9 protein-coding genes are annotated in these 14,260 nt (G+C 55.2%); 5 read left to right on the forward strand and 4 right to left on the reverse strand.

What is annotated here, in order from left to right; genetic code table 11:
- Window positions 1–162: 162 nt before the first annotated feature.
- Window positions 163–819 carry an acrylate utilization transcriptional regulator AcuR gene (gene acuR / locus OUO13_RS15170; protein ID WP_283174741.1) on the forward strand — a complete coding sequence of 219 codons (657 nt, stop codon included), beginning with the start codon at window positions 163–165 and terminating at the stop codon, window positions 817–819.
- A gap of 16 nt (window positions 820–835) precedes the next feature.
- Here the strand turns inward: acuR and OUO13_RS15175 are convergent, their stop codons facing one another.
- The 4 genes from OUO13_RS15175 to OUO13_RS15190 all read right to left on the reverse strand — a co-directional run bounded on the left by OUO13_RS15175 (window position 836) and on the right by OUO13_RS15190 (window position 6,752).
- A complete protein-coding gene (locus OUO13_RS15175) occupies window positions 836–1,993 on the reverse strand; it encodes an ABC transporter permease (RefSeq protein WP_283174742.1) in 1,158 nt (385 codons plus the stop codon).
- A complete protein-coding gene (locus OUO13_RS15180; RefSeq protein WP_283174743.1) occupies window positions 1,986–2,912 on the reverse strand; it encodes an ABC transporter ATP-binding protein in 927 nt (308 codons plus the stop codon). Before OUO13_RS15180 ends, OUO13_RS15175 begins: the two co-directional genes overlap by 8 nt.
- On the reverse strand, window positions 2,909–3,859 hold the full coding sequence (locus tag OUO13_RS15185) for an HlyD family secretion protein (RefSeq protein WP_283174744.1): 951 nt from the start codon (window positions 3,857–3,859) through the stop codon (window positions 2,909–2,911). The genes OUO13_RS15180 and OUO13_RS15185 overlap by 4 nt, the downstream gene beginning before the upstream one ends.
- Window positions 3,860–4,097: 238 nt before the next feature.
- Window positions 4,098–6,752 (reverse strand): nitrate reductase, encoded by a 2,655-nt coding sequence (locus OUO13_RS15190; protein ID WP_283174745.1) that lies wholly within the window; start codon window positions 6,750–6,752, stop codon window positions 4,098–4,100.
- Between the two features lie 836 nt (window positions 6,753–7,588).
- Here OUO13_RS15190 and nirB point away from each other — a divergent pair.
- The 4 genes from nirB (at window position 7,589) to OUO13_RS15210 (ending at window position 14,181) form a co-directional block, all read left to right on the forward strand.
- On the forward strand, window positions 7,589–10,150 hold the full coding sequence (gene nirB / locus OUO13_RS15195; protein WP_283174746.1) for a nitrite reductase large subunit NirB: 2,562 nt from the start codon (window positions 7,589–7,591) through the stop codon (window positions 10,148–10,150).
- A gap of 63 nt (window positions 10,151–10,213) precedes the next feature.
- On the forward strand, window positions 10,214–10,537 hold the full coding sequence (gene nirD, locus OUO13_RS15200) for a nitrite reductase small subunit NirD (protein WP_283174747.1): 324 nt from the start codon (window positions 10,214–10,216) through the stop codon (window positions 10,535–10,537).
- Between the two features lie 223 nt (window positions 10,538–10,760).
- Window positions 10,761–12,230: a NarK family nitrate/nitrite MFS transporter gene (locus OUO13_RS15205; RefSeq protein ID WP_283174748.1), complete on the forward strand. Its 1,470-nt coding sequence runs from the start codon at window positions 10,761–10,763 to the stop codon at window positions 12,228–12,230.
- 205 nt (window positions 12,231–12,435) lie between these two features.
- A complete protein-coding gene (locus tag OUO13_RS15210) occupies window positions 12,436–14,181 on the forward strand; it encodes a bifunctional protein-serine/threonine kinase/phosphatase (RefSeq protein ID WP_283174749.1) in 1,746 nt (581 codons plus the stop codon).
- Window positions 14,182–14,260 lie beyond the last annotated feature (79 nt).

The following is a 14,260-nucleotide window of genomic DNA, read 5'->3' on the forward strand; positions in this document are numbered from 1 at the left end:
ACCCGACACCCGACACCCGACACCCGACACCCGACACCCGACGTCTACTCGGTGCAATCCGGTATTTGACTTATCGGCATGATGGACAACTGTCCGGTTATTTCGTCTCTGTAATCTCCCTGTATTTGAAGTGGTTATAGCCGTCGGACTATCATGATGGTTATGACCATATCTGATTCTCCTCCCAAGCGGCGTGGCCGCCCCCCGAAAGCCCGGATTTCCGATGAGGACAGCCGTGCGCTGTTGTTGCGCGCCGGTCTCGAAATTCTGACCGAAAAAGGCTTCAGTGCCAGCGGTCTTGATGAAATCCTCAAACGTGTTGGCGTTCCCAAAGGTTCGTTTTATCACTACTTCGATAGCAAGGAAGCCTTTGGGCTGGCGCTGATCGAAGAATATGGACGCTATTTTGCGGCCAAGCTGGAGCGCCATTTTAGCAATCAGGCCTTGCCTCCTTTGGCGCGGATTCAGGCCTTTGCGGATGATGCCGAACAGGGCATGGCGCGCTTTGAATGGCGGCGTGGGTGTCTGATTGGCAATCTCGGTCAGGAAGTAGCGGCCTTGCCTGCCAGTTTTCGCAGTTTGCTGCAGGACACCTTCGGCGATTGGCAAAAGCGCCTGGCGATCTGTCTTGAGCAGGCGGTGGAGGTTGGGGAGTTGGCATTACATACCGATTGTCAGGCTCTGGCCAGCTGGTTCTGGACTGGTTGGGAGGGTGCGGTTTTACAGGCGCGTTTGCAGGAAAGCAGTGCTCCCTTGCAGCAGTTCGTAAGTCTGTATCTGCAAGCCTTGCCACGTCAGACCCTTCAGGCTGAGCAATAAACCGGCGCGGGCCGGTTTATTCCAGCTGTTTGTGAAAGCGTTTGGCGGCCACCAGCAAACCACCCAGCGCAAACAGCGCCAGCCAGATAGCGTCGGCTGGCATATCACTGATCTGCGCTTCCCGCAGTACCACGCCCCGAATCAGGCGAATAAAGTGCGTCGCCGGTAATGCTTCGGCGATGTATTGCGCCGGTTCCGGCATAGCGTCGTAGGGGAACATAAACCCCGATAGCAGAATCGACGGCAGCAGGATAAAAATCGTCATTTGCATCGCCTGTAACTGGGTGCGGGCAATGGTGGAAATCACCAGTCCCAGCGTCAGGCTGGCGGCAATAAACAGCAGGGCCGAGCCCAGAATATTCAGCGCGCTGCCACGGATCGGCACATCGAACACCAGATGTCCCATGGTCAGGATGATGCTGATCTGCAAGATACCAACCAGCATGTAAGGCGTGATCTTGCCAATCATCAGCTCCAGTGGTTTTACCGGGGTGGTGATCAGGAATTCCATGTTGCCGTGTTCGCGCTCGCGCACAATCGCTGCGGAGGTGAACAGGATCATGGTCATGGTGAGAATAATGGCCAGCAGGCCTGGCACTATGTTCACCACACTGCGTTGTTCGGCATTAAAGTACTGCACTACTTCCAGCACCGGTAATGCCGGGTTGTGTGGACGCCCGGCCACTTCATCCAATGGCAGGGTTCGCAGGCCGCGAATGCTGGATGCCACCAGAGTATCGGAGCCATCGACCAGCCATTGTCCAACCGCCGGTGTCAGCGCTGGCTGACGACTGGTTTGCCCTTGTCCGGTGAAGGATGGGTGCACCACCAGGCGCTCGGGCAGATCCGCAGGCAGATACAGCACTGCCTTGACCTCACCACGGGTAATGGCCTGTTCAGCTTCCTGCACCGACCCGTACGAATGATGAAAATCCACTGCCTGTGTCGCGGCCGTTACTCGCAATAACTCGCGGCTCCAGCTCGACTGGCTGAGATCGACCACGCCGACTTCGATATGGCGAACATCGGTATTGATGGCGTAACCAAACAGGATCAGCTGCACCATCGGAATCATCAGGATCAGGGCAAAGGTCATACGATCCCGTGACAGCTGGCGCAGCTCCTTGATGATGATGGCCAGTGTGCGGCTGAGGCTATTGCCCAATTCAGACATGATGACCCCCGGTGCAGCTGACAAACACATCTTCGAGGCTTGGGCGGACTTCTTCACTGGTCTGGTTGAGCAGTTGCTGCTGTAACCACTGCTGCGGTTGAGGTTCGGATTTTCGCACCAGCACACGTAAGCGGGTACCAAGCTGAGCCGCTGAAATTACCTGAGGCTGGTTGATCAGGCGGGTTTTGAGTGCCCGTAAATCGTCACCACTGACTTCAAACACGCGGGCACCCATGTCCTGCATCAGCTGGTCGGGACTGCCATCGGCACGTTTGACACCGTCTTCGAGAATGGCCAGCGCATGGCAACGTTCGGCTTCGTCCATGTAATGGGTAGACACCAGAATCGTGGTGCCCTGATGGCACAAATCAAACAGGCGTTCCCAGAATTCACGGCGATTTTCCGGGTCGACCGCCGAGGTCGGTTCATCGAGAAATAACAGATCAGGGTGGTGCAGGGTGGCGGCGGCCAGCGCCAGTCGTTGTTTCTGGCCGCCGCTGAGCGAACCCGCCATCTGTTTCTGATGATCACCAAGACTGTACAGGCGCAGCAGTTCATCAATACGCTGACGGCGTTGCTGGCGACCGAGGCTGTAGATCTGGCCCACAAAGTCGAGGTTTTCGCGCACGCTCAGGGTTTCGTAGAGGGAGAATTTCTGGGTCATGTAACCAATGCGGGTGCGCAGCAATTCGGCCTGGCGCGGTAATTCATAACCCAGCACCCGAATGTCGCCACTGGTCGGTGTCAGCAGGCCGGTGAGCATACGGATTGAGGTCGATTTGCCACAGCCGTTAGGCCCCAGAAATCCGTAAATGGTGCCTTTGGGGATGTCGAGATCCAGCTGGTCGACTGCCAGCTTGTCACCAAAGGTGCGACTCATGTTGCGCACCCGGATCGCCAGTTCGGAATCCTGTTTCATGGCAGCAATACCGCAGCACCCAGTCCGGTCGGCAAGTCGCGGGTTTCCGGGCCAAGATCAATGTCGGTCAAGTGCATCAGGCGGGCACGATCGCGTTCATTGAGGCCAAAATATGGCGTAAAGGCTGGCTGAGCACGGATGCTGCGAATCACTCCGGTGACCGGGCTGGTTTGCCCTTCGATTTGCACCTGCACCTGGCTACCCGGTTTCAGGCTGGCCAGTTGTTCCTGGGGCAAATAGACCCGTACCCAGGGGATTTCGGTTTCCAGTAATGAAACCAGAAGGGTACCAGCGCTGACACGATCGCCAGGTCGCCATGGCAGGATATCCAGAGTGGTATCGACCGGTGCCTTGATGCTGAGGTCGGCCAGTGATTTCTGTTCAATCGTCAGGCGTGCCTGTGCAGCATCAACCGCAGCGATGGCTTGCTGGAGTTGTTCCGGGCGAGTGCCGTTCAGTAATTCATCAAGCTGATCCTGATATTGGTGCAAGGTAGCGGCGGCGGCTTGCTGACGCGCTTTGGCAGAATCGAGTTCGGCTTGTCCCAGCATGTTTTTGGCCAGCAGTGATTCGCTGCGTTTTAATTGCTGGTTGCTTTCGGTCAGAGTGGCAGTAGCACCTTGTACTCGGGCGCGGGCGGCGGCGATGGTTTCACTGCGAGCGCCAGCCTGCAATTCAGCCAGTGCGGCCTGAGCCTGTTGTAATTCGGCGGTTCGTTGCTGAACGCGGGCGTCGGCACTGGTGGTGTCCAGCTGCAGAACCAGCTCACCGGCCTTGAGCGTCTGGCCTTCTTGGGCGGCTACCTGCACGATGGTTTCGCTGGCCGGAGACGTGATGCTGATGCGATTGCGCTCAAGTGTACCAAGCGCCTGATTGGGACGCTCCTGTTGGCAGCCATTCAACAGGAGCAATATCAACAAGGCGGATAACAGACGGTGGCAATTCACAACAGCACTCCTGTACGGCTATTGGCGTACCTTATCAGAAGCGCTGCTGAACTCAGAAGCGCCGGTGAACTGTATTAATGCGAATGCAGTCACCGGCTGATCACTGCAGCAGTCGCGCAGAGTTGTGCAGGGGATTTCAGAGGGGCTTTGGTATTACCACAGGTGGTATATGAGTCCTGACATCGTATCAGAGCAATTGCCCCTGTATTGCCTGCTACTTTGATAACGGAATGAAAAATCAGTTGGCGCTTTCCAGACGAATCAGGTTTTTCAGTTCCGGAATACAGCTGCCGCAGTTGGAACCACAACGCAGTTTGGCACTCAGTTCCTCGGCGGTTTTGCAACCACCCTTGATGGCCTCACGAATCGGTTTCTCACCCACACTGAAGCAGGAGCAAACGGTTTTGCCCTGGTCTTCAACACCGTCGGCCGGGTTGCCTGCCAACAGGAAACGACGTTCGGCGGGGGTCAGTTCACCAGCACGGAATCGTTCCAGCAGCCACTGACGGGTTTCAAACGCTTCATGCGGGTGCAGGAACAACACCATCTGGATCAGGTTATTTTCTACCGCGACCAGACGTTCATGGCTTTCCATCGGATCGCGCATTTGCAGCCAGCGGGCGTTCGGGAAGGCAGATTTTGCCCATGCCAGCATGGCTTCCGGTTCCTGATTGCCTGCCAGTTCATAACCGTGGCAGGTTTCAGTTGGGCCATAAGCCCAGTAGTCACACGGGATGGCTCCCAGATCCACGCGGCTCAGTAACATACCGCGCCAGCGGGTTTTGAATGGCTCAACGCTGACACCGGTAAACTTGAGTTCCGGCTGACCGGAAATCGGGTCGTTGGTCTTGTCGATCAGTGCGCCCATACGGCCTTTGCTGGCGTAGCGGTCGGTCCAGTGCATGGGCACAAACACCTCACCGGTGCGCTGATCGCTGGTGATGTGGGCTCGTACCAGAATATCGCCACGGCTGTTGAACACTCGTGCCAGCTGGCCTTCTTGAATACCAAAACGCTCGGCATCTTGCGGGTGAATATCCAGATACGGTTCGCGAATATGCTGGGCCAGTTTGGATGACTTGGCGGTACGGGTCATGGTGTGCCAGTGGTCACGGACTCGGCCGGTGTTCATGATCAGTGGGCCGTCGTTGCTACGGGAAACCGGCAGCGCCGGTGTCACGTTGATAAAACGCGCCTTGCCGGATGGTGTGAAAAAACGGCCATCCTCGAAGAAACGCTGACGCCCCTGTGGGTATTGGGCGTTTACTGGCCACTGTACTGGCAGCATCCGATCGTATTTTTCCTGGCTCATGCCGGCCAGACCGCTGAGGTCGAGGTCACGGCTGCCGTTGTTTTCAAAGCCGGTCAGGCGGGCGTATTCGTCAAAGACTTCGGCCGGGTGTTGCCAGTCGAAAGCACTTTCATAACCCAGACGGCGGCCGATCTGGCTGATGATCCACCAGTCGGCACGAGCTTCGCCCGGGCTTGGCAAGAAACCACGCTGACGCGAAATACGGCGTTCGGAGTTGGTCACGGTACCGTTCTTTTCACCCCAGCCAGCCGCTGGCAACAGCACATCCGCCAGCAGGGCAGTATCGGTGTTACCCATGTTGTCGGAGACCACTACCATGTCACAGGCCTGCAGGGCTGCCCGCACATCGTCGGCGTCCGGCATACTCACCAGCGGGTTGGTGGAGATGATCCAGACGAATTTGATATCACCGGCCTTGATGGCATTAAACAGATCAACGGCTTTCAGGCCTGGGCCTTGCACCAGATTCGGAGCATTCCAGAAGCGCTGTACGCGATCACGGTCGGCATCGGCGAAGTCCATGTGAGCCGCCAGCTGGTTGGCCAGGCCGCCCACTTCACGGCCTCCCATAGCGTTTGGCTGGCCAGTGATGGAGAACGGACAAGCACCCGGTTTGCCGATACGGCCAGTCGCCAGGTGCAGGTTGATAATGGCGTTGCCCTTGTCGGTACCGGAGCTGCTCTGGTTGATGCCCTGAGAATAGAAGGTCACGGTACGTGGACGCGCCTTGAACCATTCGAGGCAGGTGGTCAGGTCTTCGGCACTGACATCCAGTTGGGCTGCGGCGGCTTCAATGCCTTGCCACTGGCTGCGGATGTTGGCCAGCAGCTCATCACTGCCTTCGGTGTGCTGGTTGATAAAGTCGGTGTCCAGTGCGTTCTGGGCATCCATATAACCGAGCAGAGCGTTAAACAGGAAGGCATCACTGCCCGGACGAATCGCCAGATGCAGGTCGGCCAGATCACAGGTGGCGGTGCGGCGCGGGTCTACCACAATCACCTTGAGGTCCGGGTTGGCTTTTTTGGCGGCGGTCATGCGCTGGAACAGGATCGGGTGTGCCCACGCGGCATTACTGCCGGTGATGATCAGCAAATCAGCCTGCTCGAGGTCTTCATAACAGCCCGGTACGGTATCGGAACCAAACGCACGTTTGTAGCTGGCCACGGCAGACGCCATGCAGAGACGGGAGTTGGTGTCGAGGTTGCCACTGCCGATAAAGCCTTTCATCAGCTTGTTCACGGCGTAATAGTCTTCGGTCAGCATTTGGCCGGCGGCGTAGATGGCTACGGCGCCCGGACCGTGTTCGGCAATCACTGAGCGTAACTGGTTGGCGACGGTGTCCAGCGCCGTATCCCAATCAACTCGTTCACCGTTTACCGACGGATATAACAGGCGCCCATCCAGATCGAGGGTGTCATGCAGGTTGGAGCCTTTTACGCACAGACGGCCAAAGTTGGATGGATGGTGTTTGTCACCGGCAACGGGCAGTACGTCGGTGTCCTGACGGGTAATAGCCACACCGCAGCCTACGCCACAGTAAGGGCAGGTTGTACGGGTTTGGGTAATGGCAACTGTAGTCATGGTTACGCCTTTGTTTTATCGCAAAAAAAAGCGCCCATCGGAGTAATGTCCGATGAGCGCCTCTGCTCTGTTATCTGAATTCTGGATGTCGCTATGGCACCGTCGTTGGTGCTGGTCATGCGGGGCAGCGTTGCCCGGGCTGTTGGACGATTTGGGACGTCTACGCAGCAATTGGCTAAATCTATACAAGAATAGTGCCAGTCGGCAGGAATGCTGTGGGATTTTTCTGACAGGGCAGGAAAAAAGACGCCCCAACGAGGGGGCGCCTGAAGTGCGCAACCTTTCTCGCCAGTGGCGATCGCGGTAACGGCCCGGAGAATGTCAGTAAATTCAGCGCAATACATCTGTTCTTTGAATATCTGGCGGCTTTTGCCTGCCAATTATGGCAATCAGTATGTCGATTTCGATATTCATTGAGGGGTGTGTGATTGTTGCGCAGGTGCGAGCGGTTGATGCACATACGCCGGACTCAAAGTCCGGAAATGTCTCAAATTGGTGCCTTTTTTGGGCTTTCGCATCTGGATGGTGCGTGTTTCATCGTGGCGCTCAAGGGAACCGGGCGAGGTTATATGGTAGCTGCTTCTTGATGGAGCAATTTTTATGACGATATTGGTTGAAAAATGATCTTTAGGACGGTTTTTGCAGCAGTCAGGCAGTGAATAAATAAGAAAACCAGGTCGGTTTTAAGCTGTTTTTGGCGTAAACGGAAAAGTTGGCATTGTGATTGCTAAACCATTTGCGATGTTGCCTGCCACAACGGCGTCGCAGGCATTCAGCGCAACGATGCACATAAAGGAGTTCCCCGTACCATGACTACATAATAGAGAGAATCCCTCATGAGCAAAAAACGTATCATCGTTGTTGGCAACGGCATGGTTGGTCACAACTTCATCAATACGCTGGCCACTTCTGAATACGCATCCCAGTTTGAAATCCTCACCTTCTCTGAAGAACCGCGTCTCGCTTACGACCGTGTTCAGCTGAGCAAATATTTCTCCGGTTACACGGCAGCCGATCTGGCTCTGACTACCGAATCCGAATACAACGAGAAGGGTGTTATCTTCACCCTGAACGACAAGGTTGTTGGCATCGACACTCATGCCAAGACCATCACCACTGCCAGCGGCCGTATTGAAGGCTATGACAAGCTGGTTCTGGCTACCGGTTCTTACCCATTTGTTCCGCCTGTTCCGGGTAAGGATCAGGATCACTGCCTGGTTTACCGTACCATTGAAGACCTCGAAGCCATCTCTGCCTCTGCCGCGGTCAGCAAGACCGGTGTCGTTGTAGGCGGCGGTCTGCTCGGTCTGGAAGCGGCCAACGCCCTGAAAGCAGCGGGTCTGGAAACCCACGTGGTTGAATTTGCTCCACGTCTGATGGCGGTGCAGCTGGACGAGGGCGGCGGCAAGCTGCTGCGTCGCAAGATTGAAAACCTGGGTGTGACCGTTCACACCGAAAAGAACACCAAGGAAATTGTTGCCGGTGAAGAATGCCGCTACCGCATGAACTTTGCGGATGGTTCTTTCCTGGAAACCGACATGATCCTGTTCTCTGCCGGTATCCGCCCACAAGACGAGCTGGCTCGCAAGTTCGGTCTGGAACTGGGTGAGCGCGGCGGTATCGTGATTAACGATTTCTGCCAGACTTCCAACGACGACATTTACGCCATCGGCGAATGTGCCCTGTGGGACAACAAGATCTACGGTCTGGTCGCTCCGGGTTACCAGATGGCCAAAGTGGCCTACAACCACATCATTGGCAACCTGATCACTCACATCCCGTCCGAACTGGCGTTCAAGGGTGCTGACATGAGCACCAAACTGAAGCTGCTGGGCGTGGACGTGGCGTCTATCGGTGATGCTCACGGCCGTACTGCGGGTTCCCAGAGCTACGTCTTCAACGATGACATCGGTGAAGTCTACAAGCGTCTGATCGTTTCTGCTGATGGCAAGAAAGTACTGGGCGCAGTGCTGGTGGGCGAAGCCGAATCCTACGGCACCCTGCTGCAACTGATGCTGAACAACATGGACATCCCTGGCAACGCTGCCAGCCTGATCCTGCCAGCCACCGATGGTGCTGCTGCAGTGGGTCTGGGTGTTTCTTCCCTGCCTGACACTGCCCAGATCTGTTCCTGCTTCGACGTTACCAAGGGCCAGATCCAGGAAGCCGTTCGTAACGGTTGCCATACCATGGGCGCCCTGAAAGAAGCCACCCAGGCATCTACCGGTTGTGGTGGCTGTGCGGCGCTGGTGAAACAGGTTATGGATGCCGAACTGGAGTCCATGGGTGTTGAAGTCAACACGGACATCTGTGAGCACTTTGCCTACACCCGTGCCCAACTGGCCGACATCGTTCGTGTTCAGGGCTACAGCAGCTTCGAACAGGTTCTGGAAGGTCACGGCAAAGGCGAATACGGTTGTGAAATCTGCAAACCGGCTTTGGGTTCTATCCTGGCGTCCTTCAACAACGAATACGTTCTGAAAGATGGCCTGATCGGCCTGCAGGACACCAACGATATTTTCCTCGGCAATATGCAGAAAGATGGAACCTACTCCATCGTTCCACGGATTGCCGGTGGTGAAATCACGCCGGAAAAACTGATCGTGCTGGGTGAAATTGCCCGTGATTACGATCTGTACACCAAGATCACTGGTGGTCAGCGTATCGACCTGTTCGGTGCCCAACTGCACCAGCTGCCAGAAATCTGGAAGAAACTGGTGGATGCCGGTTTCGAAACCGGTCATGCCTACGGCAAGTCACTGCGTACTGTGAAGTCCTGCGTAGGCTCTACCTGGTGCCGTTACGGTGTGCTGGATTCTGTCTCCATGGCGATTGCGCTGGAGAATCGTTACAAGGGTCTGCGTTCACCACACAAGATCAAGTTCGCCGTTTCTGGCTGTACTCGTGAGTGTGCTGAAGCCCAGTCCAAGGACATCGGTGTGATTGCCACCGAAAAAGGCTGGAACCTGTACGTGTGTGGTAACGGTGGTATGCGTCCACGTCATGCTGACCTGTTCGCCACCGAGCTGGATGACGACACCCTGATCAAGTACATCGACCGCGTACTGATGTTCTACGTCCGTACCGCTGATCGTCTGCAGCGTACTTCGGTATGGATGGAAAACATGGAAGGTGGTCTGGATTACCTGAAAAACGTGGTGATCAACGACAGCCTGAATATCTGTGAAGAACTGGAAAATGCCATGACCAAAGTGGTTGGCACTTACCAGTGTGAATGGAAGACCACCATCGAGAACCCTGAAAAGCTCAAGCGTTTCAGCCAGTTCATCAACTCCGACAAGGCTGACGACAACCTCGCCTATGTTCGTGAGCGTGGTCAGCGCCGTCCGGCAACCGAGCTCGAGCGTATCGAACTGGTTGATCTGAACAGCAAATAAATTTCACACAGATTCATAGCCGGAGCTGCTGGCTCCGGCAACACAGATTCAGGAGACAGAAACATGAGCAATTGGGTAAGCGTTTGCGAACTGAAAGACATCACTCCAGGTACTGGTGTGTGTGCCCTGCACAATGGTGAGCAAGTGGCAATTTTCCGCGTCAGCGCTAACGAGCAGCTGTATGCGGTCAGCAACTATGATCCATTCAGCAAGGCTAACGTGATGTCCCGTGGCATTACGGGTGCGCTGGGCGGCCGCGTTATGGTGGCAGCTCCTATGTACAAACAGCATTTTGATCTGGCTACCGGCGAATGTCTTGAAGACGCTGAAGTCAGCCTGAAGGTATATCCGGTGCGTGTAAACGCAGGCCAGGTTGAACTGGGCTGATATCGTCAAAGGTGACTGAATCAGCAGGCATTGCGGCAATGGCGTCGCAATGTCTGCGGTGCTACTGCGACAACGTAGTCGTGTGTGGTACCAACTTCAGGCGTTCATGGGCTGGACGCCTGAAGTAGGAAAAATTCGATAAGAATGGCAACGAGGCCATGAAGGGACGAGGGACCCTTCATGGCCTTTTTGTTGGAATGAATAACAACCCAGAGACTTCTTCATGAGCGTAGAAAAATTCAATCTGTTTGCCTTTACCGGCAAGATGAAGATCCTGCACCTGAGCTGGATGGCATTTTTTATCACCTTCGTGGTGTGGTTTAACCACGCCCCGCTGCTGCAGGCGATGGCCAAAAGCATCGGCCTGACTCCGTCTGAAATCAAAACCCTGCTGATCCTGAACGTGGCGCTGACCATTCCGGCCCGTGTGATTATTGGTATGGTGACCGACCAGTTCGGTCCAAAGAAAGTTTACTCTGCACTGCTGGCGATCTGTTCCATCCCGTGTTTTATGTTCGCCACCGCGGATGATTTTGGCCAGGCTGCCATTGCCCGTTTCCTGCTGGGCTTCATTGGCGCCGGTTTCGTAATTGGTATTCGTATGGTGTCTGAGTGGTTCCCGGCCAACGAGCTGGGTACTGCGGAAGGTATCTACGGTGGTTGGGGTAACTTCGGTTCTGCTGCTGCTGCGTTCTGTCTGCCAGTAGTTGCCCTGTGGTTTGGTGGTGATGACGGCTGGCGTTATGCCATCGGTCTGACCGGTGCCCTGAGCCTTGGTTTTGCCTTTATCTACTACTTCAACGTATCCGATACACCTAAAGGCTCTACCTACTTCAAGCCGAAACACGTGGGTGCGATGGAAGTGACCAGCAAGGGCGACTTCTGGTTCCTGCTGATCATGAAGATCCCGATGTATGCCGCACTGGCGCTGCTGGCCTGGAAACTGTCTCCAGCCGGCGTGAAAATGTTCTCTGAAAGCACCACCGTTATTTTCTATGTGGTTCTGGTTGTTCTGTACTTCTACGAAGCGTCCCAGGTCTGGAAAGTGAACAAATCAGTGTTCACTACGGAAGTTCCGGAAATGCACCGTTACGCCTTCAAACAGGTTGCTGTACTGAACATTCTGTACTTCGCTACGTTCGGTTCTGAGCTGGCGGTGGTGTCCATGCTGCCGCTGTTCTTCGCTGAAACCTTCCAGCTGGACCCTGTAAAAGCCGGTATGGTGGCGTCTGCCTACGCCTTTATGAACCTGATGTCCCGTCCGGGCGGTGGCTGGATTTCTGACCGCTGTGGCCGTAAGCCAACCCTGCTGATCCTGACTGCCGGTCTGGCCATTGGTTACGCCCTGATGGGTATGGTGAGCTCCGAATGGCCTCTGTGGCTGGCGGTTGTGGCGGCGATGGCATGTTCCTTCTTCGTACAAGGTGGTGAAGGTGCGGTGTTTGCAGTGGTGCCACTGATCAAGCGTCGTATGACTGGCCAGATCGCTGGTATGACTGGTGCCTACGGTAACGTGGGTGCGGTGGTGTACCTGACCGTGCTGTCCTTTGTTGATTACTCCACCTTCTTCTATGTGATTGCCGGTACGGCAGTGGTTGGTTTTGTTGCCCTGCTGGCGATGGAAGAGCCAAAAGGTCACATCGTGGAAGTTCGTGACGACGGTTCTGTTGAGCTGATCAACGTAAGCCGCTAACAGTTTAGGGAGCCTCTATTACTCTGACCTCCCCTCCATATCTTCCTTCATCGGTATATGGTTTTTCGGAGGCTCCTCTTTTCTTTCTGATTTGGGCATTCTCCCCGATGCCCATTCTCCCGCATCGATCTCTCCCCGGATCGGTGCGGTTTTTTATTGATGGCTTCCGCTATTCTGCGTATGCGGAAGTGAACGGTGGCAATCAATGGCAAACAATTCCCTGGATGTTCAATTTGGCGGTATCTCGGTTGCGGGCAAAAAGCCCATTAACCAGGATGCTTTTGCGGTGTATCAGCCAACCTTGTCGGTGGTGCGATTCAAAGGCATCGGCGTGGCGGTGGCGGATGGCGTCAGCAGCAGCGAAAACTCCCAACAGGCCAGTTCAACCAGCGTTACCCATTTTCTGCAGGACTACTACAGCACCCCCGACAGCTGGGACGTCAAAACGGCTGCTGGCAAGGTGTTGTCGGCCCTGAACTCATGGCTGTACCACCACGGCCAACAGGCCAGTGCTCGTCATAACGGCCTGGTGACCACCTTCAGTGGCATGATCCTGAAATCCCGCACCGCGCATGTATTTCATGCGGGTGACAGCCGTATTTATCATTTTCGGGGTGGCAATCTCGAACAAATCACCCGCGACCATGTGCACAACATGGGTGGCCGTCAGGCACTTTCACGGGCAATGGGGATGGATACCCGTCTGGAAGTGGATTATCTGCAGCGGGATTTGCAGGTGGGGGATCTGTTTCTGATCTCCACCGATGGTGTGCATGGATACTTGCCTCACAACCACATGCGTGACGCGTTGGCCAGCCTGGGAGAGGAATCAACCCAGCGCCAGATCGAACAGGTATGCCAGCAATTGCAGAACGATGCGCTGGCGGCGGGTTCGGACGACAACCTCACCTGTGTGATCCTGCGGGTAAAAGACCTGCCATCCAGTGAGCTGGAAGAAATGCAGCGCTCAGCCCGACAGCGGGTGATTCCGCCGGTGCTGGAAGAAGGATCGGTGATTGATCACTTCCAGGTGAAAAAGGTCATCCATGCCAACAACCGCAGTTACCTGTACAAGGTGGTCAGCAAGCGTGATGGCAAAACCTATGCGTTAAAAGCACCATCGATCAACTTTGAAGATGATCCGGCCTATCTGGAAGGCTTCGCTCGTGAGCAATGGATCGGCAGCCGTCTCGATCACCCCAATCTGATGAAGATCTGGCCGCAGCAGGAAAACAGCCAGTTTCTCTATCACCTGTGTGAGTGGCTGGAAGGTATCAGTCTGCGGCAGTGGATGCATGATCATCCACATGCCGATTTGCAGCAGGTGCGCGCCATCACCGATCAGATCATTCTCGGTCTGCGTGGTTTGCAACGGGCGGGTATGGTGCATCGTGATATGAAGCCGGAGAACGTCATTTTGACTGAGGACGGTCGGGTCAAGATCATTGATTACGGCACGGTGTCGGTAAAAGGTCTGGCCGAGCTAGGTGTATTCTCACTGGAAGATGTGCCGGTGGGGTCGGTGAACTACATTGCACCTGAGTATGTGGTCGATAACGTTGCCACCAGCCAGAGTGACCTGTTCTCACTGGCGGTGATGGTTTATGAAATGCTGGCTGGTGCCTTGCCATTTGATATGGAGCACGTCTATCGCCGTGGTGCCAAGTCGGTCAGTGAATGGAAATACAAACCGCTGCGTAGTCATCGTCCGGACTTGCCATTGTGGTTGGATCTGGCCTTGCAGAAGGCCATGCATCCGTCGGTTCGTCAGCGTTATGAAGCCTTCTCCGAGTTCCGTACGGACCTGTTCCAGCCCAACGAATCCTTGTTGGCATTACATACCCGTCAGCCGCTGATGCAGCGTGATCCATTGATATTCTGGCAGGCGGTTTCGGTGATCTGGGCTACTGCCGCGCTGGTGGAAGGCTGGTGGATTTTGAGTCATATGTGAGCAGAACGGGAGCTTCGAGAGATTTTTTGTGAGCTGGTTGGACATTTGTGCGGATTGATATCTTTAATCCTGAGCGGTC

It is taken from the genome of Parathalassolituus penaei, from assembly GCF_026626885.1.
Lineage (GTDB): Bacteria > Pseudomonadota > Gammaproteobacteria > Pseudomonadales > Oceanobacteraceae > Oceanobacter > Oceanobacter penaei.